Origin of the sequence: Rhizobium ruizarguesonis, assembly GCF_012349115.1 — a bacterium.
GTDB classification, from domain to species: Bacteria; Pseudomonadota; Alphaproteobacteria; order Rhizobiales; family Rhizobiaceae; genus Rhizobium; species Rhizobium ruizarguesonis.
Map to the genome: position 1 here is coordinate 234,063 of NZ_PQIG01000111.1, position 24,069 is coordinate 258,131.

Annotated in this window: 21 protein-coding genes and 4 pseudogenes; 7 read left to right on the forward strand and 18 right to left on the reverse strand. The window is 59.2% G+C overall.

Translation table 11 applies throughout. The features are described from left to right. Positions 1–102: 102 nt before the first annotated feature. The 4 genes from C3Y91_RS30855 to C3Y91_RS30870 all read right to left on the reverse strand — a co-directional run bounded on the left by C3Y91_RS30855 (position 103) and on the right by C3Y91_RS30870 (position 4,675). Positions 103–477: a response regulator gene (locus C3Y91_RS30855; RefSeq protein ID WP_168278198.1), complete on the reverse strand. Its 375-nt coding sequence runs from the start codon at positions 475–477 to the stop codon at positions 103–105. Further along, the gene (locus C3Y91_RS30860) at positions 474–3,131 is read right to left on the reverse strand and encodes a PAS domain-containing sensor histidine kinase (RefSeq protein WP_168576185.1); all 2,658 of its coding nucleotides are present in this window, start codon (positions 3,129–3,131) and stop codon (positions 474–476) included. Before C3Y91_RS30860 ends, C3Y91_RS30855 begins: the two co-directional genes overlap by 4 nt. A 127-nt stretch (positions 3,132–3,258) precedes the next feature. Then, on the reverse strand, positions 3,259–3,624 hold the full coding sequence (locus tag C3Y91_RS30865) for a response regulator (protein ID WP_168576186.1): 366 nt from the start codon (positions 3,622–3,624) through the stop codon (positions 3,259–3,261). Between the two features lie 382 nt (positions 3,625–4,006). Beyond that, entirely contained in the window at positions 4,007–4,675 is a 669-nt protein-coding gene (locus C3Y91_RS30870) for a VOC family protein (RefSeq protein WP_168576187.1), read from the reverse strand. A gap of 251 nt (positions 4,676–4,926) precedes the next feature. On the opposite strand from C3Y91_RS30870, the gene C3Y91_RS30875 reads away from it, so the two are divergent. Next, entirely contained in the window at positions 4,927–5,763 is an 837-nt protein-coding gene (locus tag C3Y91_RS30875) for an SDR family NAD(P)-dependent oxidoreductase (protein ID WP_168576188.1), read from the forward strand. A 405-nt stretch (positions 5,764–6,168) separates the two neighbouring features. Here C3Y91_RS30875 and C3Y91_RS30880 read toward each other — a convergent pair whose 3' ends face one another. The 6 genes from C3Y91_RS30880 to C3Y91_RS30905 form a co-directional block, all read right to left on the reverse strand. Next, complete coding sequence (locus C3Y91_RS30880; protein WP_131720420.1) at positions 6,169–7,698, reverse strand: aldehyde dehydrogenase (NADP(+)); 1,530 nt, start codon at positions 7,696–7,698, stop codon at positions 6,169–6,171. A 215-nt stretch (positions 7,699–7,913) separates the two neighbouring features. Beyond that, positions 7,914–8,549 (reverse strand): cysteine hydrolase family protein, encoded by a 636-nt coding sequence (locus tag C3Y91_RS30885; protein ID WP_168271668.1) that lies wholly within the window; start codon positions 8,547–8,549, stop codon positions 7,914–7,916. A 17-nt stretch (positions 8,550–8,566) separates the two neighbouring features. Continuing rightward, positions 8,567–9,118 (reverse strand): hypothetical protein, encoded by a 552-nt coding sequence (locus tag C3Y91_RS30890; protein ID WP_074068764.1) that lies wholly within the window; start codon positions 9,116–9,118, stop codon positions 8,567–8,569. A gap of 138 nt (positions 9,119–9,256) precedes the next feature. Beyond that, entirely contained in the window at positions 9,257–10,246 is a 990-nt protein-coding gene (locus tag C3Y91_RS30895; RefSeq protein WP_168576189.1) for an enoyl-CoA hydratase/isomerase family protein, read from the reverse strand. Positions 10,247–10,280: 34 nt separating this feature from the next. Next, the gene (locus C3Y91_RS30900; protein WP_131720424.1) at positions 10,281–10,751 is read right to left on the reverse strand and encodes a RidA family protein; all 471 of its coding nucleotides are present in this window, start codon (positions 10,749–10,751) and stop codon (positions 10,281–10,283) included. Continuing rightward, positions 10,745–11,470, reverse strand: coding sequence for an SDR family NAD(P)-dependent oxidoreductase (locus C3Y91_RS30905; protein WP_168271665.1), 726 nt, complete (start codon positions 11,468–11,470; stop codon positions 10,745–10,747). Before C3Y91_RS30905 ends, C3Y91_RS30900 begins: the two co-directional genes overlap by 7 nt. A 272-nt stretch (positions 11,471–11,742) precedes the next feature. Here C3Y91_RS30905 and C3Y91_RS30910 point away from each other — a divergent pair, with 272 nt between their 5' ends. Both C3Y91_RS30910 and C3Y91_RS38235 read left to right on the forward strand, forming a co-directional pair. Further along, the gene (locus C3Y91_RS30910; protein ID WP_168271730.1) at positions 11,743–12,852 is read left to right on the forward strand and encodes an NAD(P)H-dependent flavin oxidoreductase; all 1,110 of its coding nucleotides are present in this window, start codon (positions 11,743–11,745) and stop codon (positions 12,850–12,852) included. 38 nt (positions 12,853–12,890) lie between these two features. Beyond that, on the forward strand, positions 12,891–13,154 hold the full coding sequence (locus C3Y91_RS38235; RefSeq protein ID WP_425523621.1) for a YbfB/YjiJ family MFS transporter: 264 nt from the start codon (positions 12,891–12,893) through the stop codon (positions 13,152–13,154). A 31-nt stretch (positions 13,155–13,185) separates the two neighbouring features. Here C3Y91_RS38235 and C3Y91_RS30915 read toward each other — a convergent pair whose 3' ends face one another. Next, the gene (locus C3Y91_RS30915) at positions 13,186–13,866 is read right to left on the reverse strand and encodes a response regulator transcription factor (protein ID WP_131720427.1); all 681 of its coding nucleotides are present in this window, start codon (positions 13,864–13,866) and stop codon (positions 13,186–13,188) included. A 350-nt stretch (positions 13,867–14,216) separates the two neighbouring features. Between C3Y91_RS30915 and C3Y91_RS30920 the strand changes: the two genes are divergently transcribed. Then, positions 14,217–14,687 carry a YybH family protein gene (locus C3Y91_RS30920; RefSeq protein WP_074068747.1) on the forward strand — a complete coding sequence of 157 codons (471 nt, stop codon included), beginning with the start codon at positions 14,217–14,219 and terminating at the stop codon, positions 14,685–14,687. A gap of 201 nt (positions 14,688–14,888) precedes the next feature. On the opposite strand, the gene C3Y91_RS30925 is transcribed toward C3Y91_RS30920, so the two are convergent. Together C3Y91_RS30925 and C3Y91_RS30930 are read right to left on the reverse strand one after the other, a co-directional pair. After that, positions 14,889–15,923, reverse strand: a complete 1,035-nt coding sequence (locus tag C3Y91_RS30925; RefSeq protein WP_168576190.1) for an LLM class flavin-dependent oxidoreductase — start codon at positions 15,921–15,923, stop codon at positions 14,889–14,891. A 299-nt stretch (positions 15,924–16,222) separates the two neighbouring features. Then, entirely contained in the window at positions 16,223–17,272 is a 1,050-nt protein-coding gene (locus C3Y91_RS30930) for an alpha/beta fold hydrolase (RefSeq protein ID WP_168576191.1), read from the reverse strand. Positions 17,273–17,890: 618 nt separating this feature from the next. Here C3Y91_RS30930 and C3Y91_RS30935 point away from each other — a divergent pair. Then, positions 17,891–18,589: a type 1 glutamine amidotransferase domain-containing protein gene (locus C3Y91_RS30935; RefSeq protein WP_131720430.1), complete on the forward strand. Its 699-nt coding sequence runs from the start codon at positions 17,891–17,893 to the stop codon at positions 18,587–18,589. Positions 18,590–18,777: 188 nt separating this feature from the next. On the opposite strand, the gene C3Y91_RS30940 is transcribed toward C3Y91_RS30935, so the two are convergent. Beyond that, positions 18,778–21,192: a PAS domain-containing sensor histidine kinase gene (locus tag C3Y91_RS30940; protein WP_168576192.1), complete on the reverse strand. Its 2,415-nt coding sequence runs from the start codon at positions 21,190–21,192 to the stop codon at positions 18,778–18,780. 53 nt (positions 21,193–21,245) lie between these two features. After that, a complete protein-coding gene (locus C3Y91_RS30945) occupies positions 21,246–22,418 on the reverse strand; it encodes an MFS transporter (RefSeq protein WP_168576193.1) in 1,173 nt (390 codons plus the stop codon). Between the two features lie 100 nt (positions 22,419–22,518). Here C3Y91_RS30945 and C3Y91_RS38625 point away from each other — a divergent pair. Together C3Y91_RS38625 and C3Y91_RS38805 are read left to right on the forward strand one after the other, a co-directional pair. Continuing rightward, positions 22,519–22,710, forward strand: a pseudogene (locus C3Y91_RS38625) (hypothetical protein); the annotation flags it as partial. A gap of 13 nt (positions 22,711–22,723) precedes the next feature. Next, a pseudogene (locus tag C3Y91_RS38805) lies at positions 22,724–22,853 on the forward strand (OB-fold nucleic acid binding domain-containing protein); the annotation flags it as partial. 9 nt (positions 22,854–22,862) lie between these two features. Here C3Y91_RS38805 and C3Y91_RS38240 read toward each other — a convergent pair. The 3 genes and pseudogenes from C3Y91_RS38240 to C3Y91_RS30960 all read right to left on the reverse strand — a co-directional run. Next, positions 22,863–23,450 (reverse strand): hypothetical protein, encoded by a 588-nt coding sequence (locus tag C3Y91_RS38240; RefSeq protein WP_168271729.1) that lies wholly within the window; start codon positions 23,448–23,450, stop codon positions 22,863–22,865. 76 nt (positions 23,451–23,526) lie between these two features. Then, positions 23,527–23,775 (reverse strand): annotated as a pseudogene (locus C3Y91_RS30955) (hypothetical protein); the annotation flags it as partial. 4 nt (positions 23,776–23,779) lie between these two features. Continuing rightward, positions 23,780–24,069: pseudogene (locus C3Y91_RS30960) on the reverse strand (non-homologous end joining protein Ku); the annotation flags it as partial.

Sequence of the window (24,069 nt, forward strand, 5' to 3'; positions counted from 1 at the left end):
TTGGCAGCGTGTCCGGCATTATGGAGCAAACGCCCGGCACTTGCGCCATAATGCCGGAATTGTGTGACACTACTCTCCATGACCGAGACTGCGAGGGGACCGTCAGGTCACGAGGGAAGCGAGGCGGAGCGCATTCTGCAGCTCGTCATCACTGAACGGTTTGAACAGGCACCCCACCGCTCCGTCGCTTATCAGGCGCGCGCGCACCATCTCGTCAGCGAATGCGGTCACAAAAATGATCGGAAAGCGTAGATTTCTACGTCTAAGCTCGCGCTGCAATTCGGGACCGGTCATGCCCGGCATTGCCACGTCCAGGATGATGCCGTCACTGGTCTCCAGTGCCTGCGATCCGAGGAAGGCCTCCGCGGATGGAAATGCTTCCACCGACAGACCGAACGATCGGAGCAGGTCTGGTAGAGCTTCTCGTACAGACTCGTCGTCATCGATCACCGATACGAACTTTGATCGCTTTCTCATCGAACTGTCCCGAAGGGCGAGTGGGGCCTGTCTCTAACTTCAACGTCGCAAGGTTCTCCGGCAACGTCATATGTCGGAATGGCAAACGCAACTGTTGCGCCATGGCTATTGTTCGCTTTCGCCCACAGCCGTCCATTGTGGTTTTCGACTATGGATCGACTGACAGATAGTCCGATGCCCATGCCATCGGGTTTGGTGGTATAGAAAGCGTCGAAGATCCGTCCCATCTCCTGCGAGGCGAATCCGACTCCGTCGTCACTCACTGAAAGCTGGACCTCACCTGTCGGATCTGCTTGGGTTTTGATTATGATTTGCTTCGGCCTGTCGTTGATCCCAGCCAGAGCCTCGATGGCGTTTCGGAGCAGGTTCATGATCACCTGCTGGAGCTGGACACGGGCACCTGCGACGGGTGGCAGGTTATGGCCGAATTCTGTCGCGACTGACACGCGCGCCCGCTGGAGGTCGCTCAATGCCAAGGCGACCACTTCGCTTGCGATCTCGTTCATGTCGATCGGCTCGATGATCGGAGGTTTTCTGCTGAACAGCGCCCGCAGCCTGACGATCACGTCCGCGGCCCGGTTGGCATCGCGGATCATACGGCGAGCCGTGTCTTTCGCGACCTCCATGTTGGGCGGTTCCGTAGCCAGGACGCGAAGACACGTGTTCGCATTGGTGACGATCCCGGCAAGAGGCTGATTGACCTCGTGGGCGATCGACGCCGTCAGCACGCCAAGGCTTGTAACGCGCGTGACATAGGCGAGCTCGGACCGAACCTGGTTGAGTGTCTCTTCTGCCCGCCGGCTTTCAGTTACGTCCTGCACTGCGCCAGTCAGTTCCTGCTCGCCGTCCTTGTTTCGCTCGCTGTGAGCCAGGACGCGAACGTGCTTCATCGACTTGTCGGGCATAACCAGCGTGATGTCGTAGTCGAAGTCACCACTTCCTTCGCGCGCGCGTTCGAGGACGCGCTGCACCCTTGCAAAGCTGTCGTGATCTAGGCGCGACAGAATCGTGCGCAGCGTCACTCTCGTGGAAGGATCGATACCGAAGATGCGATAAGTTTCCGCCGACCAGGTGACCTCGTCGGTGCCAAGCTTGAGCGAGAAGCTTCCTGTCTTGCTGAGCCGCTGGGCGTCGGCCAGAAAAGCTTCGCTTCTGCGGAGATTTTCCTCGGTACGTTTTCGATCGTCTATATCCGTCAGCAGGCCATACCAACGCACGATCTGACCGTCCGTGTTTCGCAATGGCAACCCGCGAAGCTGAAACCAGCGCCATGTTCCATCATGCCGGAGGAAGCGGGTCTCGTAGTCATAGGGTTCTCCGGTCGCGATGGCTCCCATGAAACTGTCGATGCAGATCTGGAGATCGTCGGGATGGGTGATCCCATTCGTCGCCCAGTTGTCGAGCTCCTCGATAGGGCGCTGGAAATAGTCGATTATCTGCTGGTTGCCGCCAATCAGTTTGGCGTCCGGAGAAAAGATCGCAATCATTCCCGCTATGCCGTCGATGACCAATCGCGATTCGCGTTCACGTTCCGCCAGCGCTTCTTCTGCCTGCTTCCGATCGTCGATGTCCATGTGAAGGGCGTACCACCGGATGATCTTGCCATCCTCCGACTTCAAGGGATGTCCGGTGACCTGGAACCAGCGATATGTTCCGTCGGCGCGCCGCAGACGCACCTCTCTATCATACGGAGATCCGGATGCGACGGCATCCGACACGGCTGCGATCATTCGGGGCATGTCGTCCGGATGCACAACATCCGTGTTGCCCCAATCGCGCAGCTCCTCGAGCTTGCGTCCGTAGTACCTCAACAGCGGTCCGTTGATCGCCCCGACCTTTCCATCTGGAGCCAGGACGGCGATCCCGGCCGGGATGCTCTCCAATACCAGTTGCGCTTCGCGCTCGCGCATGGCAAGCGCCAATTCAGCCTTTTTGCGGTCATCGATGTCGACGAGAAGATGAAACCAACGTAGAATATTTCCGTCCCGGTCCTTGAAGGGCAAGCCAAGCACATTGTGCCAGCGATAGACGCCGTCCGAACGGAGATGACGGCTTTCGACATTGTAGAAGGTCGCGGTCCTGTGGGCCTCGAGCTGATCGGCGATGGTATGCTGCAGGTCTTCGGGATGGACGACCTCGATCGCCTTCCAGTTCTTCAGTTCCTCCAGCGTCATGCCGAAGTATTCGAGAGCAGGATTGTTCAATGCTTCAACGTCTCCAGTCGGTGTGGTGACCGCGACTGGAACAGGAATGCTATCCACGATGCGCTGAAAGTCCGTTTCGTGCTCGGTACGACTATCCGTGCTTGCAAGCTCACGTTCGTTGGCAAGACCATACCATTTCTGGACCTTGCTGTCTTTGAGCATGGGGTTGCACCGGACCCTCAGAAGGCGGCGCTCGCCGTCAGCCCGCAGGGTTGGGATATCCATCTCGAATGGCTCGTCCCGAGATAGCATCGATCGAAACCTATCGACGATCATCGACGCCTCCGCAGGTTCCCCGTGCACCGGCCATTCCCACGCGTTTGTCTCGGCCATCGGGACGCCGGAAAAATGGGCCAGGTCCCTATTCACAAAATCGATGCGTCCGTCCGGAAGAGCGCTGAACACCATCCCAGGCAGCGCGTCGAGAACCCGACCGAGTTCCGTCTGCATGCATGTCCTTTCAAGGGCTGACCTACCCTTTTCGTGCACTGTATGGTTTCCGCCACCTCTCGTACATTGTCCTATGGTGTCGGATGGGGCCAGACTATGCTGAGATTGCACGCGAGCTCACAGTCTCCTAGGCGAAAACCCGATCCAGCGTTTCCTGCAGGGCGACATCGCTAAACGGCTTGAACAGGCAGGCAACCGCGCAGTTCTGCATGAGGGGAATTCGATCGTTCTCGTCCTTGTGGGCTGTGATGAAGACGACTGGAATTCGGTCACCGCGACGGATCAACTCTTCCTCAAGTTCGGGACCGGACATGCCAGGCATAGCGACGTCGCGTATCAGGCAGTTCGTTCTTGATACCCATTCGGAATCCAAGAACTTGTCGGCAGAGGAGAATGCGCGGACGTCGCATCCGAATATCCGGATCAGGTCGGGAAGAGACTCTCTGACCGACTCATCATCAACGACAGACACCAGCGCGCGCTCGGTCGTCATTGTCGATGCGCCTTCGTCGCGCTGTGGCTGTCTTGCGTTCTCTGGACCCTTAACGAAAAGCCAAATATTGCGCCGCCTGCGGCGGCGATCTGGGCTGAAGCATGCCGCGGCAGCGCAGGATTGTCTGCATGGATATTGTCCGGGTTCTGCGTCGTCACAATATCCCTTCATAAGCTGGAACATCTAATTTGCTTGTCGTAGCCGGTAGCCGTCCGACCGTCGCTCCATGCTTTTGCGAGGACGATGTCGTCACCGCATTATGCATCACCCTGGCGGTATCCAACTATTGTGCAATGGTGTCGGTTTCAGCGGAAAATGAGCGAGCCCGCGATGCCGCTCGTCCCGGCTTGGCCTCATTCAGCGCCGCCACGCACAATGGTAATCAAATCGGGAGAGGACCGCCCAACTGCTCGCTCACCATATATTCGGCGTACCAGTCCGGCCATTCATCGTCGTGTTTCCCACCCATGCGTTTCTCATGTTCGCCATGGGCTTCGGCGGCACGACGAAGCGCGTTTGCAAGATCGGCGGCGGAGCTGAAGGCTGCACCCGTGGCTTCGATGCGGCCAGGAAGTCTCGCGGTCACTTCCTGTAAAAGCCATCCGTTTCCGTCAGGATCGCTGAAGGAGGCAAACGAGCCATAGCTGGCGCGAGAGGGGTGGGGGCCGGCGACGCGCCCATCGGTGCCTTTGTGATGGAACACGCCACCCGCGTCATGGAAGACCCCGCTCATTTCGGCGCCGCGAGCGGCGAGTGCCGCATGGACCATCTCGATGTCCGAGACGATGAGATGGAGTCCTTGCGCTGATCCCGGGACGGCCGCAGTGACGTTCCTGCCGAAGATGACCGAGCAGGACGATCCTGGAGGCGTTACCTGGACGACCCTGAAGCCGTCTGCGCCAGAAACATCGGCGTCAAGTCTCCAGCCAAGGCCTGTGTAGAATGACTTCGCGCGATCAACGTCGGATACCGGTATCACAACGACCTCAAGCTTCATGTCGATGTCGTTCACGGCGGTGGCAGACAGAGTGCTGCGCTCCTGGACGGTCATTCACCTTCTCCCTCTGTGTGTCCCTGCGGACTGCTAGCAGACGGTGCTACGATGATCTCGCGCACCGGTCGCGTCCATTGTCCGATGGTGTCGGTTCCAGTCTGCGATCGCTCACGAAAACCCCTTCCAAGGTATCGCCGATACCTTCGTCCAATGGATTCCGGGCGGAATCCGAACGATCCCTAAGGACGACAAACGCCAACAGTCGGGATGGGCAGCACGCCCGCGGACGCTCAGCACGGAGACGCTAGATGACGCAATCGTCCAAAGGAACAGCTCTGATTACAGGTGCATCTTCAGGTATCGGTGCGATCTATGCCGATAGGCTCGCCAGACGAGGCTATGATCTCGTGCTCGTGGCGCGCAGTCAGGATGGACTTACGAACGTGGCCGCAGAGGTTACTCGCGGGACGGGGCGCCGCGCGACGACGCTGAGAGCCGATCTCGGCGCCAGAGAGGACCTACTCAAGATAGAGGGGTTTCTTCGCAGCGACCCATCGATCAACATGCTCGTCAACAACGCAGGCGTTGGCGCGGTACAGCCACTCCTTGTGTCTGACGTTGAGGACATGGAGCGCATGATCAGGATCAACGTCACGGCGTTGACCCGCCTGGTCTACGCCGCCGCTCCTTCGTTCGTGGCGCGGGAGCAAGGTACTATCATCAACGTCGCCTCGGCGCTTGCTCTCGCCCCCGAAATTCTCAACGGCGTCTACGGCGCCACGAAAGCATTCGTTCTCGCGTTGACGTTCTCGCTGCACAAGGAACTTGCCGAAAAGAACGTTCGCGTTCAAGCAGTCCTTCCAGGGGCCGTCGAGACGCCCTTCTGGGAATCCGCCGGGGGGTCACTCGAGCACCTGCCAGACAGTATCGTCATGAAGGCCGACGACGCGGTGGACGCCGCTCTCGCGGGCCTGGATATGGGTGAGCTGGTGACGCTTCCATCCGTTCCGGACGCCGATGACTGGAACGCATATGAGGCGGCGAGGCAGAAGTTGATACCGAACTTGTCGCGGAACATTCCGGCGCCCCGATATTGCCCCGCAGCGATTCCCCAGGATGCCACGCCCGGAGCGTTCCCTGCCTGAGTTTAAATTGCAGATCGCCCTCAACGCGTGGATTTCAAAAGGACGGCAAGCAGTCGTCCTCGCCACGATGACAGGGGTGCTGGCATCATGCTCAAATGTGTCACGGACGAAGTCTGCTTTCGCGCCTTCCGAAGGTGGCGGAGGTCGTAACATGGGTGACCTCAGCTCTCGGAATTCCGGTGCGAGCTGCACGCCATCGGGATGCGGATCGGCGTCTTGGAGGAGCACGAGAGATCGCATCTTCAAGTCCTTGATACCGGCCTTGGGATGGATAGGTCCAAAAGATTCGTTCTTGTCGAAAGCCTAAAACACCGCTCCTAAGCCGCTTCCCGCGTACCCGTCTGATTGAGGGGCCGACGCGGCGGTTCACGCCTGCCCGGCATCTTCGTCACCGCCCGAGTGCGCTTATGACCGTCTAAGTGACTCCGGAAGCAGCTCCGCCGGAAAGTCCTGGTAGGAAACGGGCCGCAGGAATCGATAAATCGCCAGTGTCCCGACTGAGGTCGATCTACCGTCTGACGTGGCCGGATACGGTCCCCCATGGACCATCGCCGGGGATACCTCGACCCCGGTTCCGAAGCCGTTGACGAGAAGTCGGCCCGCGAGAAGCTCCAACTGCGGGATGATCGTCGAGGCGGCCGCGATGTCCTCGGCATCCAAGTGCAGGGCGATCGTCAACTGACCCTCCAAGGATTCGATGACTTCACGTAGCTCCGTTTCGTCCTTACAGCGAACAATCAGTCCCGAGGCGCCGAAGATTTCTTCCTGCAGCGCGGGATCTCCGAGGAATACTGCGGCAGTCGTTTCGAAGAGCGCGGCCGCGGCCTGATAGGAAGTTCCGTTCTTCCCCGCAGCGACCCGCCAGACCGACGATGACGACGACAGCCTTGCCACACCCTTGCGGTAGGCCTCGCAGATGCCGCCCGTCAGCATGGTCTGGGCCTGCGCTTCCGAAATTGCTGCACCGGCACTTTCGATGAACGCATCGAGTCCAGGACCATCGACGGCGATGATCAGGCCTGGATTGGTGCAGAACTGGCCCGCGCCCAGTGTTAGGGCGGATGCGAACGATGTTCCGATCTTGGATCCGCGATTACGAAGCGCGCTCGGATAAAGAATGACGGGATTGATGCTGCTCATCTCGGCGTAGACAGGTATTGGTTGCTTCCGCTCCGAGGCGATCTTCATCAACGCGGTACCGCCGCGGCGCGAACCGGTGAATCCGACGGCACGGATCCGGGGATCGGCGACGAGGGTCTGTCCCACCTCGAATCCTGCATCGAACAAAAGGGCAAACGTACCAGGTGGAAGACCGCATGCCGTGACGGCATCCACGACTGCTTTGCCAACGAGCGCGGACGTTCCGGGGTGGGCAGAGTGAGCTTTGACGACAACAGGGCAGCCGGCGGCAAGGGCCGAGGCTGTGTCGCCGCCAGCGACAGAGAATGCGAGAGGAAAGTTCGATGCTCCGAATACGGCGACCGGACCGAGAGCAATGTTTCTCAGTCGAAGGTCCGGTTTAGCAACAGGCTTGCGGTCAGCGTCGGCCGGATCGAAGCGAAGCTCCTGAAACTTGCCGTCGCGGACCTCTTTCGCGAACAGGCGCAACTGTCCGGCAGTTCTGGCGCGTTCACCTTCGATCCGTGTGCGCGGCAGGCCAGTTTCGTCCATCGCTCGCAGGATAAGGTCGTCGCCGAGTGAGATGATGCCTTCAGCGATGGTTTCCAGGAAGCGCGCCCGATCTTCGAGCGTCGTCTCCTTGTAGACCGGGAACGCGTCCCACGCCAAAGCCGTGGCCATCTCCACCTGCGCCTTCGTCGCGCCCGCGAAAGTCGGGTCCATTGCACCGCCGTTGGCAGGGTTTATCGCGGAAAAGGTCGCAGCCGCGCCACGCACGTTTGAGCCGCCGATGAGAAGGTCTCCGGAGAATGTCATGTGGATCCTTTCGAATTGGGAGCCATGACCGCCTCTCTGTACCATATTGGAGGATCGAAATAGATCGGCGGCAGTCGGCTGTCGAACTCACATAGGTGCCGGCGAAGGGCATGCCAACCCTTGAGGGTTAAAAAGTATTACTTTTCGATTTTGATGGGAGATTCGGCGTGCGTCCGCGAACGCTCGCCAGATGCTGATGCCGCCGAGATGCAAGCTTACGCCGCTTGTGTAAGGCCGATCGCTTCGATGGCTTCCGTGGTGTCGACGATAGCGCTGGCATAGTTGGGGAGGTTGACCTCCAGAGCGGCATGCATCATCTCCTGCGAGTAATCGGCCACCGCGTCCTTGACGACGGTCACGTCGTATCCGAGTTCGGCGGCGTAGCGCACGGTCGCCTCGATGCAGGTGTGGGCAACGAGCCCGATCACGATAAGCCTCTGGATTCCATGCCGCTTCAGCTCGAGATCGAGATCGGTGTTGGCGAAGCCGCTGGAGCACCAGTGTTCGGAGGCGACGACGTCACCCGGCTGTGGTACGAACTCGGCGCGGAATTCTCCGCCCCAGGTGCCGAACTCGAAGCTCTTGCGATGCCATGCCGCGCGCTGGATAGGAGCGATAAACTTCCAATTTTCGTAATCGCCGGCGCGATACCGATGATGCATAGCATAGAAGACGCGAAGCTTCGCCTCGCGCGCCGCGTTCAGCATTTGGAGCATGTGCGGTACGCAGTTGCTCGCCTCGGCCACTTCCTTGATCCTTGGCCAGATCTTGCCGCCTTCGGAAATGAAGTCGTTGTACGGATCGACCACCAGCAGACCTGTATTATTCCGGTCGAAAGACAGTTGGGTCATGGGGATTCCTCCGTTGATCAGGCCGCTTTCGTGGAGGCGGCGTTCTTCAGCGCCGCCCGCTCGATGCTTGCGGCAAACAGGGGAGTCTCGCCCTTGTTGTGTGCGATCGACATCGGTTGCCGCTGCGTCCGGAAGATCTCGAAGGGGATGCCCTGGCGGTCGAGGAAGGCCATCATCTCGTCCGTTGCATAGGACCTGACGCGGTTGGTGAATTCACATCGACCCGCGTCGAGTTTCTTGACGCTGAGTTCCCAGGTGACATGGATCGTCACGCGGCCATTTGGCGTGAACACGTCGGAATCGGAATCAAGGACGAGATGATCCTTCTCGCCGAGGGTTTCGAGGTAATGTTGGACCATCAGGCTTCCGCCGATCGTCTCGACATTGATCGACATGCGCGTGCCGTCGGGCGCCGTCGTGAAGCCCGCAGCGATGTGCGCCGGAGAGCAGCCCTGGTATTCTTTCTCCGGCAGGGTAAAGCACCACTTCGGAATATCCACCTGTTCGATCGGTGCGTTGATGATTGCCGAAAAGCTGGAATCGACGATCTGGTTTTCGATGCTGTGCATGTGACTTCTCCATCGCTGGTTGGGTTGTCAGTGCGGAAGATCTCCGCGGCTGGGAACCGCGCGATTTCTCTGAGGGGACGACTGGCAGGATGTACGCCCGCGCGACCTGCCGTTCCAACGCGCGGGCGCGGCTTTGGCCTAGTTGTCGGCCAAAGTCTGAGTGTAGTGCCCGAGGCGCTCTTCGACGTCCGGGTTCGTCTGAAGTCCCATTTCCATCAGGCGGCCGATGTTCTTCTGCGCCACTGGGCGCTGGACGGACTGGATGAACGCGTCCCAGCCCGCTCCGATTTCCGGATCGCTCGGGAGGCTGGCGAAATCGACGAGGCGTTTCGTATCAGCGATCGCCTGACGGTCGAAACCAGAAATCCGGGCGGCGAGCGCATCGACGAACGGGTCCAGCTTGTCGTCGTCGAATGAACGGTTGACGTAGCCGTATTCCTCGGCAAGATCGCCGTTGATGTCATCGGAGCCGAGAAGGACTTCGAGCGCGCGGCCGCGGCCTATCAGACGCGGGAGGCGCGCCATCGGACCGCCACCCGGAACGAAGCCGGCTCCGACCTCCCATTGAGAAAGAATTGCATTCTCCTTGCTGGCAAACCGCATGTCGCTGGCGAGCGCCAGTTCGCTGCCGACGCCCGTGGCTCGCCCGCGAATGAGGGCGATGGAGACAACGGGCGCCTTGCTGATGCGAACGAGCATGTCCGGCAGGGGGTGGAGGCCGGTCCTTCCATAGGGAAGGCTCGTGGATTCGGAGAGCGGCGGCGTAAAGTTATAGTGGGTGAGGAAGGAGCCCGGCACCGCGCTGTCAAAGACGACGACCCTCAGGCTCGGGTCCGCTTCGATCTCCGCGACGACCGCCTCCATCTGCGGAATGGTCTCCGGGCCGAATATGTTGAAGGGCGGATTGTCGAAGGTGACGCGCCAATATGCGGGTGTGCGCTTCTCGATCCGGATTTGGGGCTTCTCGCTCGCAGGCTGTGACTTGGAGTCGGTGGGACGATCTGTCGTCTCCGCGACCATCGTCTGCCCGGAAAGCGCGAGGGCCGGAAGCATGAGCACTGCCGCAGCCGTCAGGAACTTCGATGACGAGATAATTGCGCTCGTCGAGATGGGTGATCTGAGTTTCATGAATAACTCCATTCAGGTCGTTGGAATGATGTCGCTAGGATTCGATCTCGAGCACGAGTTCGATTTCGACCGGCATTCCCAACGGTATGCTGGAGACGCCAAGGACGATTCGGGGCGGAACCAATGACGCGCCAAACACGTCGCGCAGAAGCTCGGATGCCCCGTCGGCCACCTTCGGGTGTTCCTGGAAATCGCCGGGCGACGCGATGTAGACGCCGAGCTTGGCGATACGGCTGATCTTGTTCAGAGATCCCAGGTGTGCCTTCGCCGCGGCGAGCCCGCTGAGGCAGGCAGCACGGGCGGCGTTGTAGCCTTCAGGGACCGAAAGACCTTCGCCGACGCGCCCGTGGTAGACCGCTTCGTGTCCGATCACTGGGAGCATTCCGCTCAGGAAGAGAAGCGTGCCGACCTGGACCGCCTCGACATAAGCGCCGAAAGGTGTCGGCGGGGGAGGGAGCTCGATCTCAAGATCCCGCAATCGTGCGTCAGCGCCAGGGACTACCATTTTCCCAAATGTGCGCCGTTGTCGACGTGCAGCACCTCCCCGGTGATGTTGGTGGATTCCGTCAGATAGACGACGCCGTTGACGATCTCCGGGACGGCGGTGATCGTGCCCATTGGCGAGAGAGACTTCAGAAAGTCCTTCGGATCCTTTTCATGCATCGGCGTGTCGACGATGCCGGGAGCGACGGCATTCACCCGGATGTTGTCCTTGGCGAATTCCATCGCGAGGCTCTTCGTGACCGCATTCAGGCCGCCCTTGGTGATCATGGCGAACGACGCGGTCACGCCGGCGATCGGGTGGTCTGTCAGCGAGGTCGTTATCGTGACGACACTTCCGCCCGATCCCTGGCGGAGCATCTGCCGGATCGCGTGCTTGGTGAAGTGGATGAATCCTTCGACATTCGTCGCGGTAAGCTGCCGAAGGTCGTCGATCGTGTAGTCGAGGAACGGCTTGGTGAAGAAAATGCCCGCGTTGTTCACCAGCGCGTCGATCGATCCGAAGCGTTCGATCGCGCGTTGCGCTACGCGTTCGGCGGTCACTGGATCGCCCACGTCGCCATCGACCAGTTCCAGGTGTTCCGGAGCGTCCGGCAGCATTGCTTCCGTGACACGGCGCGATGTGCCGACGACATTGTAGCCTCGTTCGAGGAACGATCTGACCAGTCCTGCCCCAATCCCCTGGGACGCGCCTGTGATCAAGATTGTCTTCCGCGTGCTCATTAGCACCTCCATTGTTGGACCACGCACGATCCTCCGACCGCCGACGCGCGGCAGGTTCGCCAGGATCTTCAAAGTCATGTCTCTACTGTTGCGGATAGGAACGATCGTCGCCGCCGCCGTGACAACACCATCTCGCGGTTCATAGCTTCTAGCTATTGTACGAAGGTGTCCCCGATACCTTTGGATCGGGTGCCAGATCATCAAGTGCAATAGACCCGCCACGTGCAAGGATCTAACCAGTGGTCGAGCCACACAATGGGATGGTGTGCGATATGACGAGCTGGCCAGACCGACGCATACTCGATCTTTTCGGTATTGAGCTTCCGATCATCCAGGCGCCTATGGCTGGAGCAACGACCATCGAGATGGTGGTCGCCGCAGGGCAGGCTGGAGGACTAGGCTCGCTGCCGAGTGCGCAATTGACCGTCGATCAACTGAAGACTGCGATCAGCAGCATTCGCGCCTCGATCAAGGCGCCGCTGAACGTGAATTTCTTCGCGCATCAAACGCCTTCCGTGGACGCGGTCGCTGAGATCCGATGGCGGGCGTTGCTGGCGCCCTACTATGTCGAATTTGATCTCGACCCTGCCGCTCCCGTTTCCGGTGCGGGTCGTGCGCCGTTCGATGAACGCTTCTGTGAGGTTGTCGAAGAGCATAGGCCGGAGGTGGTGAGCTTCCATTTCGGATTGCCTGCCAGGCCGCTCTTGGACCGCGTGAAGGCGGCCGGCGCGAAGGTCGTGTCCTCCGCTACGACCGCGGCCGAAGCCGCGTGGCTGGAGGCGAACGGGGCCGACGCCATCATCGCGATGGGTTCTGAGGCCGGAGGGCACCGTGGCAACTTCCTCACACAGGACATGTCCACCCAGGTCGGAACGATGGCGCTCGTTCCGCAAGTTGTCGATGCCGTAGCGGTTCCTGTGATTGCTGCGGGTGGTATCGCCGACGGCCGGGGCGTTGCTGCGGCCCTAATGCTCGGCGCTTCCGCCGTCCAGGTCGGCACGGCCTACCTTTTCTGCCCGGAGGCGAAGATCCCGGCGGTACACGCGCAAGCGCTCGCCGAGGCAGGTGATGACAGTACCGCAATCACGAACGTCTTCACCGGCCGTCCCGCCAGAGGTATCGTCAATCGCCTCATGCGGGAACTCGGTCCAATTTCAGAGGCCGTGCCAGCGTTCCCAACTGCCGGAGCCGCACTGTCTGCCGTGCGCGCGCAGGCGGAAAAGGCGTCACGGGGTGACTTCACAAACCTATGGGCGGGCCAGTCGGCGAGACTTGCACCCAGGATGGGAGCCTTCGATCTGACCCGGAACCTCTACGAAGCAGCGTTAATGGTGCTCGGGCGCCGAGCCTGCTCGCGTTCTGGCACGACGCTCTGGGACTGAGCGTCAGCAGCGCTCCGGTTGGCCTGCCGTTCACCGCGATCAGTTTCTTTGCCATTAACGAAGTGAGGCGAATCCGCGCGAGAAATCATGCCCGATACATGGGACTTCTAACGGCTGTCTTCGCTGTCGGACAGATCACGGGACCTCCGGTGGTGGGGATCATTCTGGCGCGGACGGCTAGCATCGACGCGGGATTCGGTCTTTCCCTCGGCCTCGCCAGCATCGCCCCGGTCGTCGGGGCGGCCATATTCGTCGCGATGATAATGCTCTATCCATCCGAAAGACGTCGAGCGCGAGGGTAGTGCACGTCGCCGCGCTAGACTGCCGGACGCTTCAGTCCGCCTCGACACTTTCTCCGAGGCTGAGCTTTGCAGCCATGTTCACCAGTTCCGGAAGGGTGCGGGCGTCCATTTTACGCATGACTTGGCCGCGATGCGCCTTCACGGTGATCTCGCTTATATCGAGCTCGAATGCGACCTGCTTGTTCAAGAGACCCTTGACCACGCGTATCATCACTTCGCGTTCCCTCTTTGTCAGCGTGTCGTACGAGCGCTGCAGCCGTCGAAGCTCCTCGTCGTTGCGTAGCATTTCTTCGCTCCGCGCGAGTGCCGATCGGATCGCCTCCAGAAGCGCCATCGTGTCGATGGGTTTGGTCAGAAAATCGAGCGCGCCCCCCTTGAGCGCCTTTACGGTCATCGGGACATCGCCGAAGCCGGAGACGAAAATGATCGGCATGCGATTGCCGCCCATGTTGATCACGGTCTGCAAATCGAGGCCGTTCAGGCCCGGCATGTTGACATCGAGTACGAGACAGCACGGAGCCGACGAGAGGGGGGTTGCAAGATAGGATTGGGCGGATTCAAAGAGCAGGGGCTGCCAGCCCGCTGATACTATGAGGAGTTCCAGGGATTCCCTGACTGATATGTCGTCGTCGATAACCACGACGGTTGGTCGCTTGATATCCCCACCATCGGGAAGCGCTGCATTCGTCATTGCCGAGATCATCCGATACATGTGCTTCGTCCCCAGAGAAGACAGCAGGCTCGTCGTCCAATCGAAGTATGTATATCACAACTCTCTCAACTTGCGGCGCGCGGCAGCGCAATGCGCTTGCTCCGACCGCCTGCTGAGGATGCGCCGTTCTCGCTAGAAGTCCATTGTACGATGGTATCGCCAGCGGCCTATAGGGATTTTGCCGCGGTGGGCTTGCGCCGACACCATCGTATAATGGATTACGCAACCATCGCTGCGCATGTTGCCTTCGTCGGCTTGGCTCTGGAGCGTGCTGCCACCTTCCTCCAGTCGACCGATCGACGCCGCTTGATTGGCGTAGCTCGCCACAGATTCCGCAAAGAGGTTTCGACATGAAGGAACGTTTTGAAGAGATCACGGGTGCAGAACAGAAGGCAGGGAACGGTGGCGCTCTGGATGCGCTGATCGAATTCTACAGGGCCTTCAATGCTGCCGATATGGTGGGGCTGGAGGCGATCTGGTTCCCTGGGGCGGCTCCCAGCATGGACAACCCTATCGGCGGAATTCGTCGCGGTTGGAACGAGATCGCTGAGGGTTATTCTAAGCTGTTCGGCGGCGCCGCAACGGTAAATGTTGCGTTCCATGACTTCACCAGCCAGGGCGGACGCGAGTGGCATCTGTTCGTCGGTCGGGAACGGGGTAAGTGTCAAACTGCCAGCGACAGTCTTGATGTCGCCTTCCGAACAACCCGCTGGTTCGTTCAGGTGGATGGCGGCTGGAGGCAACTCCATCATCATGGCTCTGTCGAAGATCCGGAGATGCTCGCAGCCTATCGAAACCTCATTTTCGGCAGCAGCAGTTGACCACAGCATCCACGTTGGCGCGTTGCCTTCGCAAGAAGTGTTTCCACCGACGGTGGAAACACTTCGCTTCCTCAGGCCCACGGATCGGGAACCGCCTGTGAGAAGGCGTCTGGTGATTTCTGGGGAAGGCTGTGGCTGATCCCCCGGCGATCAGGCGGTGTTGGTATCTTCCCTTGAGCCTCGTGTCATTCGATGACTCATTCAAGGACGTTGTCCGCGAACAAGAGGCGCTACATCAGTGCCGAGGAGTTCTATCGAGCGGCGCATCGCCTCGGTTTCCAGTGCTGCGGTGCTCATCTGGAAGGTGATGCGAGAGACTCCACGCAAGGTATTGTTCACATGCATAATCTTGGCCGCAACTGTCTCCGGACTGCCAACCAGGAACGCGCCACTTGGACCGCACATGTGCTCAAATTGCGCCTTCGTTGGCGGCGGCCATCCCCGTTCCCGTCCAGCGTCCGTGAACATCTGGAACCAGCCCGGAAAGAACGCTTCCCTGGCAGCCGTGTCCGTCTCTCCGACGAAGCCTAGGGCATGTACTCCGACCTTCTGGTTCTGCGCGGGATGGCCGGCGGCGAGCCACGCGCGACGGTAGAGTTCGACCAGAGGCAAGAAACGTTCGAAGCTTCCGCCGATGATGGCGACCATCAACGGCAATCCGAGTGTTCCGGCGCGGAGGAAGGATTCAGGCGTGCCGCCGACGCCCAGCCAGATTGGCAAGGTCGGCTGGTGCGGACGGGGAAAGACACCCTCGCCATTGATCGCAGGACGAAAGCGGCCCTCCCATTTGACATTGGGTTGCTCCCTGATCTTCAGCAAGAGGTCCAGCTTCTCGGCGAAGAGCGCGTCGTAGTCCCGCAGGTCGAATCCAAACAGAGGATAGGCCTCGACGGATGAGCCGCGACCGACCACGAGTTCAGCTCTTCCGCCGGATATCAGATCCAGTGTGGCGAACTCCTGGAAGAGCCGCACGGGATCGGTGGCACTGAGGACTGCCACGGCGCTTGTCAGTCTGATCGACTTTGTGCGCGCGGCCGCGGCCGCAAGGATGACGGCCGGGGCTGAATCGAGCGCGTTCTCTCGATGGTGTTCGCCCATTCCGAAAACATCTAGGCCGACTTGATCCGCGAGCTCAATCTCCGCCAGCACGCTCTCCATGCGGTCAATGGCTGACTGCAATCGCCCCGTGGCAGGGTCGGTCAAAAGCATTGCGAAACTATCGATTCCGATTTCCAATCATCGATCCTTCCGGTTTGAGCTGGTGGGGTCGCCTACTAAAAATCCTTCCAGCTTAAGCACGCTCCTCGCCGTGCAATCGCGGAGAAGAGCTGTGCTATCTGGAAGTGCGTTCCACCATCACACGGCCGGCGGGTGTCCCACTAGGCACCATTTTCTGATCGATTTCATCGAAGGATTCGATACCTGGATTTTGACGGGTCACCATCGAACAGGCGTCGAGCCCGGACCGACGTGCGCGGAACTTGTCGGTTGATGCGTGCTCCCTCACAGGCTCGAGGCTGCGCCGATTTCGGTAACTACGCCCAGCCGGCCACATCGATCACGGCACTAGCGAACGATTCCGGGGCTTCTTGCGGCAGGTTGTGACCGATCCCGCCTGTGATCTGGCGGTGCTCATATTTCGACTTGAACTTGTCTGCGTAGGTTTTTGGATCTGGGTGGGGTGCCCCGTTCGCGTCACCTTCCATGGTAATCGTAGGCACGTGTATTTCGGGACCGGCCGCGAGCTTGTCTTCCAACTCGTCGAACCGCTTCTCGCCCTCGGCCAGTCCGAGACGCCATCGATAGTTATGAACGACGATCGCGACATGGTCAGGATTCCCCAACGCGGCGGCACTTCGCGAGAACGTTTCATCATCGAACTTCCAATTTGGGGAGGCGAGCTGCCAGATGAGCTTGGCGAAGTCGTTCGTATATTTCTCATAGCCCTCGCGACCGCGATCTGTGGCGAAATAGAATTGATACCACCACTGAAGTTCGGCGGACGGCGGCAGTGGCATCCTGCCCGCGTTCTGACTTCCGATCAGATAGCCGCTGACCGAGACGAGGGCCCTGCAGCGTTCCGGCCAAAGGGCCGCGACTATGTCGGCAGTCCTCGCTCCCCAGTCGAATCCAGCGATCGTAGCCTCCCTGATCCCTAGGGCGTCCATGAGCTTGATCGTATCGACTGCAATTGCCGCCTGCTGCCCATTGCGCTTCGTCCGCCCGGATAGGAAGCGCGTGCCGCCGTAGCCCCGCAGGAACGGCACAATAACTCGGTGGCCTCGGTCGGCGAGCAGAGGTGCGACCCGCCCGAAGCTGTTGATGTCGTAGGGCCAGCCGTGCAGCAGCAACACTGGTGATCCGGTCGCCGGTCCCAGGTCGGCATAGGAGACAAGCAGGTCCCCTGCCTCGATACTCTTGTTTGCTTCGAGTATGGCTCCGGTAGCGGCCGTTGGTACGTCCACACGCGTGGTTGCCTGAGAGGCTTCAACCATCTTTTCACCGAGGACACCCGCTGCGGTAATGGCGAGTGCAACGCCGCCAAAAGATCGGCGTGTAAGATTTGCGGGTACGAAATTTGACATTGCGCCAGTCTCCGGTGGTGATTGCTTACCTTCTAGGCTGCGCTCACGATCCGGATTCCGAGAGTGTTGCGCTGACCTTCCGTATCGATATCCGTCGTCGATCCGTATCCGGGAACATTGAGACTGACCCGTGTAGCGCGCTACTGCACGATGGTATCGCCTATACAAACGTATCGCCTATACCAAGGTGCAACTGCCTTCCTGGTTGTCCCCCGACATAGTCTCCGTCGAAGCCGGCGGTTTCGGATCAGCCGCGGCCAGAAATCGGGAGCAGAAGATGATCTACCGAGACCAAGAACATCCTTGCTCAAGCTTTCCGCTTGTTGTGATCGCAATTGCCATGGTGGCGATCGTCGGGGTTCTGATTGCCATCAGCGATCGGCCAGCGCCGACACGTGTCTGGGTACCATCTGCGTCCGTCGGTTCTGGAGCGAGTGTCGCTCTGTCGGACCTCAGTTGAGCTCTCGGGGGAATTAAAAATTTCTCTTGGAAGCTGGGAAGCTGCATTCAATACCTTGGTATCGCCGATACCAATGTTCAACTGCGCCATCGATCCATCGAGAGCATAGTCTGCGCCGCAGCCTCTTTCGGCTGATCAACCTGGAAGGAGATTCTCCGATGAAGATACTGATGGTTTTCACTTCTCATGACACGCTCGGCGACACGGGGCGCAAGACCGGCTTCTGGCTTGAGGAGGGCGCCGCTCCTTACTACGTGTTCCGTGACGCCGGCATCGATCTTACTCTTGCGTCACCCAAGGGAGGACAGCCGCCTGTCGATCCTAAGAGTGATCTGGCTGAGAACCAGACACCGGCGATGGCCCGCTTCAAGAAGGATCCCGATGCGCAGAAAGTTTTCGCCCACACAAAGCTGCTAAAGGACATGAGGTCGGAAGACTTCGACGCCGTATTTTATCCGGGCGGCCACGGCCCGATGTGGGATCTTGCAGAGGATCAGGATTCGATCAAGCTGATCGAGGCCTTCTACAATGCCGGAAAGCCTGTCGCGGCGGTATGTCATGCGCCCGGAGTTCTGCATCGGGTGACCCACAAAGGCGCTCCTATTGTTCAGGGCAAGCGTGTAACGGGCTTCACCAATACAGAGGAGGAAGAAGTCCAACTCACTAAGGTCGTTCCCTTCCTCGTGGAGGATGAACTCACGCGGCTCGGCGGCCTTTACGAAAAGAGAGGAAACTGGGAGAGCTTCGCTATTACTGACGGTCGCCTAATCACGGGACAAAACCCAGCATCCTCGACAGCAGGGGCTCAGCACCTAGTAAAGCTGCTGACGAGCGGCCACGCCTCAACCGCGGCCTGACTAATCAGGGGCGGCGTTCCAACCCCTGCTATCTTGACCTTCTCGAATGGGGCACTGGGTCCGTGCTCGGTGCCTTTGATATGAACCTGCCCCGTTCGAACACTACGCCCAGTGCCTGGCAAAACCGTCCTGGTGTCTGGCCAAGACGAGACTTCAGTAAGCCGCCCGCATAGAGCTTGGTAGGTCAGTTAAACGCTCTGGGCCAAGGGAGGGATTTTTGGTATCGAAAAGGCAACCGTTGTGCCCGGTCCATCGTTGGGCGTCGCCCACATGCTGCCGCCGTGGTTTTCGATGATCGACCGGCTGATAGAAAGTCCGATCCCCATTCCGTTACGCTTTGTGGTGAAGAAAGGTTCAAACAGCCTCTCCGCAGAGTCCGCGGCGATGCCGACGCCCGCATCCACGATCGACAAAGTGAGCATGTCCTCGTCGGGTGAAGTCAGCACAAGCAGACGGCGGGGCCGCCCCTCGATCTCAGCCATGGCTTCGATCCCGTTCAGGACCAGGTTCAAGATGACCTGCTGGAGTTGAATACGATCGCCTCTGACCGAAGGCAGTCCGGATGCCAATCTGGACTCGAGGACGATAGATCTTTCCCGCATATCTCTCGCCGATAATGCGATTACCTCGCGAGCAATTTCATTGAGGTCGATCTCCTCCATAGTCGGAGCCTGCCGACTAAACATAGCCCGAAGGCGCTTAACGACTTCGGTTGCGCGCATAGTGTCCCGGATTGTTCTCCGTGCAGTGTCTGCCGCAGTGGCGATGTCCGGCGGATCGAGCGCTAACAGGCGAACACAGGCGTTGGCGTTGGCGAGAATCCCCGACAGCGGTTGGCTCACCTCGTGGGCGATGGACGTCGTCAAGGCGCTGATAGTCATCGCGCGTGAAACATAGGCGAGTTCTTCTCTCGCTTTCAACAGAGCTTCCTCACCACGTCGGAGGGCGTCTTCCGCCCGTTTCGTCTCAGTGATGTCCTGTACAGTCCCCATGAAGATCGGGTGGTCACCCACGTAACGTGTCACTTTTGCAAGTCCGCGGATGAACCTGACGGAAGCGTCCGTCCGGATGATCCGAAAGACGAAATCGGAGCCCTCGCCAGTAAGCCCTCTCTGCATCTCGACATTGAAACGTTCCAGGTCTTCCGGATGGATTCGCTCCCTGACCGCATCGATGCTCGGCGCGAGCTTCGGATCGAGATCGAATATTCGATAAAATTCCTCAGACCAGATATTTTCGTCCCGCTGGATGTCGGATGTGAAGCTACCGGTCGAACTAATCCGCTGTGCTGCGACGAGCTGTGCCTGGCTCCGCTCGAACTGGGTCTCCCGCTTTACTAGCGCTTCTTCATGGCGCGTCCTGTCTATGGAAATCCCCGCTATATGCGCTGCACGGTCGATAATTTGCAGCTCGTGAGGTTTAAGTTCGGTATATTGATGACGGAGGATGGCAAAGATCCCAGCCGTGTTCCCAAAGGGCGAGAGAATGGGAATTGCATGACAATAGTTGAGTTTGTTGGCCAGCATGAACTGGCCCATGGACGTGTCGCGATGACCGCTTTCGCCTAGGTTTTGGATTTCAACGGCCTTCTTTGAAAGCGCTGCGACTGAGCACGCATTCTTGTCCGCAGCCACGCTCTTTCGGTCGAAGATCTCTCGGAATTCGCTTGGCAACCGGGGAGCCGCGCCCATTCGAAAGAACTTGCGATCGAGCGACAGCTCGAGAAAACAGCAAAGGAGATCGGGGATCAGATCGTCGACGACATTGCAGAGCTCTTGAAGAACCCTTGCTGATGGTGTGCCTCGGGCCACCATGTCGAGGATCTCCATTTCCTTCCCGAACAGGTAGGCGGCATCGCGAGAGTCCTGAACGTCGTTCTGAAGTACGACGTAGTTGGTCAGTTCGCCTGACTTATCGATAATCGGCACGACTTGCGCCTCAAGCGACCGGAGTGTGCCGTCGGCATGCTGTGCTTGGTATGAGACGACCGCTGTTTGCTCTCCCTCCATGTATGCCTTGAGCGGAAGCAGGATCTCATCGAATTTCCTCGACTCCATATCGGCCGAAGTCACTTGCTCCGAACCCTCAGGCCGAAAGCCGTACCAACGCAACGCCGCATGATTGGCAAACTCGAGTTCCAAAGCAGGGGTGATCAGCAGCGCTGGAAGCGATAAGCAATTGAGGAAGCGCCGGAATCTGCTTTCGATTTCCTCTTGGGCCCGTTCGCTGGCGCTCTCGTGGAGTTCTGTCCCGAGCCAGCAGACCTTTCCACCATCCGCCAGCGGCGACGCTGCAAGCTCGAACCACCTGAACTCTCCATCGTTTCGTCGCAAACGGGCGTTGATGACCGTATGCCCTTCGGTCCACCGCGCGCTTCGACCGTACTGGACCGCGAATATTACGTCGTCCGGATGTAAAACGCTCGCCCAGTGTGATGAGCGGCTCAAGCCGAAATCTATACCAGCATATTCTCCAAAACGGGCATTGCAGTATGAGATTGTGCCCGTTTCGTCTGTCGTCCAGACCAGACCCGGCAGGTGGTCCAGGATCAGCGCCGCATCGGGCTCAGTCGGGGTTGCCTGCTCGTTAAGTGAAATGGACATCCGGCCGTCCCGTTACCTTCTTTGCCCGCACGCCGGGGCATTTTGCGCCTTGCCTAATCTGGTACACGCTGCGTGCGCGCCGTGGACAGGCGCCGCCCGACGATCAAGTCCTGCACTGAAATCATCCCCAGTGCGAAAAGGAGCAACCATATCGCTGCGGTCAGCGTTAAAGAGACCGATGTCCAGCCAAGCATCGATGACGCCAATATCGTCCCAACCGAGGTGGATATCTTCAGCACCGAGAACGTTTCGGCCCTCATTTCGGGCCTTACCAATCTGTTGATCTGCAAAGAGTAGTGAATACCGAGTGACGGGGCAAATAGTCCCACCAACGCACAGCCGACGATCGATAACCCAAAGGAATTTTGAAGTACGAGCGCGATACCAATGAGGATCGCCGCTAGCATTCCGGCGACCTGGTGCCTCGAAAAAGTTCGGTTAAGGAAGCTATTTACAATTGCGCCAATCAGGGAGGCCGCACACAAGGTTCCAGTGAACACTGCTCCATACCCCGCTTGGAGCCCAAATCCCATTGCAATTGATACCGCGCCAACCTCGATCGCACTGATTGCGGCGGAACTGGCGCAAGCGCACGCTAACCAAATAAGGACATCTGGAGATATCGCTTTTCTCTTCTCCGCGTCCTCGACCTTCACGTCGGCGGTCGGTGCTGACGGCAAGATGAAGGCAGGAAGCGCCCCTAGAACCGCGATAGCACCTATCGCCAATGATGCTGAGACGGTCCCCAACGCCGCCGCCAGGATCGGCATGACCAGAAAAGCAAGTTCGGCTGCGAAAAACCCCCAAGCAAGGACTCTGGTCATCTGCGTCGGTGCGACAAGATAGTTTGCGGCGTCGCGCAGATGGCCAAAGGCTGCTCCTTGTACAAGCCCGGACGCAACTGCCGCAGCGATGAAAATCGAGTAGGGCGCGCCCATGCCACACGCTGCGGCGCCGCAGAATAGCGCCATGGTCCTGATGACAATGAGGATCTTGAAATACGCGATCGAGTTAGAACCGCGTCCCAACCGGGCAACGGGTATCGCTCCTGCCAGTTGCGCAGCGGTCATAGCTGCGAGCGCTGTAGCCCCGCCCGCTGCATTATCAGTGATCGAAAGAGCTGCCATAGCAAACGCGATCGACGCTCCGGCACGCGGCGCGCCAAAAAATCCGTATGCGACGACCCAGCGGAGAGACCGATGACGCTTCAAATCGCCCCCGTTCATTTGTCGTTAACTCTAGCCAGCCACGTCCGAACCGACGGACGTTGTCGATCTATCTCAAAACAGTCCGGCACAGGTGCATCTCGTCCTGTCATCGTGCTTGATGCCCTGCCGCGTGAAGTTGAGCTTACCGGAAACTGGCACCAAGCACATCATACTATGGTATTGCCCAAATCGTGAGGACAAGGTCGCTCTCTGCGCGACCGTCTCATGCTATCGGGCCAAGGGAGCGATCCGCGATGTTGTGAAGGCGCATGGCCTGCCGGAGGATGTCATCAAGGCGCTTGCGTCTGACATGTGTCAGATGGCCGAGGTCGGCAAAGGGTGTCACATTCCTGACGATCGAAGACGAAACGGGACCGGTGAACGTGGTGGTATGGCCATTCGTGTTTGAAAAGCGCCGCCGCATCGCTGGGATCATCCATGATGGCCATCCACCGCCAATCGCTACCGCAGCAGACCCTCGCTACCGAACTCGTCCCACCCTCTCAAACCGTGCGCAGCATCTTCAGCCTGGGAACGCGGCAGCTTCGCCTGGTAGGCGGCGCGCCTCCGGTTTTCTGCTTTCGCCGCCGCGTCTTCCTCGCGCCATTCATCCACGGCCCCGCGATTGAGCAGGTCTTCGACGACCCGCGGATCGAATACGTGGAAAGTGATTCGTCGCGCTCGGCCCTGAAGCCTGACGGTTCGGGTTCCGGCGCTTGGAAGACGCCCGTCCTCCAACCGCTTCCTTTCCGAGGAGGTTATTCCCAGGATGTCCTCGATCTCGCGAGGGATGATCGGAAGGTCAGCTATGCCTTGCAGTGATTCCGAGACAATCGAAGAGGTCGCGCGAAACGCTGTCTTCGAAGTTTCCGGCATAACGAGAGTAAGCTCGCCCGACTGCATATCCAGCGACTTCCTGACCGCGGGAGGCAGGCGAGACCGTATTTCCTGCAGGATTCCCTTCACCCTGACAGCCGATCCGAACGTCGCCTCCACCGGGAGCGACCACTCTGGATCATCGCTCTGCGCTTTTGTCTTCGTCTTGGGCATACTGGAGATGGCATCGGGAAGGGCGAGCGTCAACGGGCTGCATGTCTTGCCATGGCGGATAATCAGTGCCGGGTACGAGCAAGGGCAGATCGTCGTCGAAATTCCCATTGCTGGCGGCATCGTAGGTGTTCACGCTCCGACCGCCGCCTCGGGTGCCGAACGCCGTTAACCGCACCATGATGGCGCGAGCGCGTTCGACCGCAGCCTCCTCATCTATATAGGCGGCATTGGCCACATTAACGGTAACGGCATCGCCGTCATCTCCAACGAAGTCGACGCGCCAACCGCCGTTCTCGTGGGCTACTTTGGTGTTCGTCAGATGCATGTGACTACCCGGACTTCCTGCCTTTGAGATCGGCCTCGACGCTCTTCCGGAGCGCATCCATGATGTTGAACACATTCGACTTCGGAGCAGCTTCGGCAGCTTTCCCCTTCGCCGTTTTTTTCGGTTTCAACGCCTTTTTCTTCTCATCGATGAGCTTCAGCAGGCTGGTCTGAATGGGATCGCTGACCATGTCCGGCGACCAGCGCGCGGTCTTCTGCTGGATGAGCTTCTGGACGAGCGGAATGAGATCCGGATCTGCTTTCTCGTCGATTTCCTCGAAGTAATTCTCCTCCG

What these genes read in the sequence shown, in the direction of transcription:
- C3Y91_RS30935 (WP_131720430.1), top strand. Translation starts at nt 17,891, where the DNA reads ATGAAGATACTGATGGTTTTCACTTCTCATGACACGCTCGGCGACACG.
- C3Y91_RS30945 (WP_168576193.1), bottom strand. Translation starts at nt 22,418, where the DNA reads ATGAACGGGGGCGATTTGAAGCGTCATCGGTCTCTCCGCTGGGTCGTC.
- C3Y91_RS30915 (WP_131720427.1), bottom strand. Translation starts at nt 13,866, where the DNA reads ATGTATCGGATGATCTCGGCAATGACGAATGCAGCGCTTCCCGATGGT.
- C3Y91_RS30860 (WP_168576185.1), bottom strand. Translation starts at nt 3,131, where the DNA reads ATGCAGACGGAACTCGGTCGGGTTCTCGACGCGCTGCCTGGGATGGTG.
- C3Y91_RS38240 (WP_168271729.1), bottom strand. Translation starts at nt 23,450, where the DNA reads ATGCCCAAGACGAAGACAAAAGCGCAGAGCGATGATCCAGAGTGGTCG.
- C3Y91_RS30920 (WP_074068747.1), top strand. Translation starts at nt 14,217, where the DNA reads ATGAAGGAACGTTTTGAAGAGATCACGGGTGCAGAACAGAAGGCAGGG.
- C3Y91_RS30940 (WP_168576192.1), bottom strand. Translation starts at nt 21,192, where the DNA reads ATGTCCATTTCACTTAACGAGCAGGCAACCCCGACTGAGCCCGATGCG.
- C3Y91_RS30875 (WP_168576188.1), top strand. Translation starts at nt 4,927, where the DNA reads ATGACGCAATCGTCCAAAGGAACAGCTCTGATTACAGGTGCATCTTCA.
- C3Y91_RS30885 (WP_168271668.1), bottom strand. Translation starts at nt 8,549, where the DNA reads ATGACCCAACTGTCTTTCGACCGGAATAATACAGGTCTGCTGGTGGTC.
- C3Y91_RS30895 (WP_168576189.1), bottom strand. Translation starts at nt 10,246, where the DNA reads ATGAAACTCAGATCACCCATCTCGACGAGCGCAATTATCTCGTCATCG.
- C3Y91_RS30930 (WP_168576191.1), bottom strand. Translation starts at nt 17,272, where the DNA reads ATGTCAAATTTCGTACCCGCAAATCTTACACGCCGATCTTTTGGCGGC.
- C3Y91_RS30905 (WP_168271665.1), bottom strand. Translation starts at nt 11,470, where the DNA reads ATGAGCACGCGGAAGACAATCTTGATCACAGGCGCGTCCCAGGGGATT.
- C3Y91_RS30900 (WP_131720424.1), bottom strand. Translation starts at nt 10,751, where the DNA reads ATGGTAGTCCCTGGCGCTGACGCACGATTGCGGGATCTTGAGATCGAG.
- C3Y91_RS30890 (WP_074068764.1), bottom strand. Translation starts at nt 9,118, where the DNA reads ATGCACAGCATCGAAAACCAGATCGTCGATTCCAGCTTTTCGGCAATC.
- C3Y91_RS30870 (WP_168576187.1), bottom strand. Translation starts at nt 4,675, where the DNA reads ATGACCGTCCAGGAGCGCAGCACTCTGTCTGCCACCGCCGTGAACGAC.
- C3Y91_RS30910 (WP_168271730.1), top strand. Translation starts at nt 11,743, where the DNA reads ATGACGAGCTGGCCAGACCGACGCATACTCGATCTTTTCGGTATTGAG.
- C3Y91_RS30865 (WP_168576186.1), bottom strand. Translation starts at nt 3,624, where the DNA reads ATGACGACCGAGCGCGCGCTGGTGTCTGTCGTTGATGATGAGTCGGTC.
- C3Y91_RS30880 (WP_131720420.1), bottom strand. Translation starts at nt 7,698, where the DNA reads ATGACATTCTCCGGAGACCTTCTCATCGGCGGCTCAAACGTGCGTGGC.
- C3Y91_RS30855 (WP_168278198.1), bottom strand. Translation starts at nt 477, where the DNA reads ATGAGAAAGCGATCAAAGTTCGTATCGGTGATCGATGACGACGAGTCT.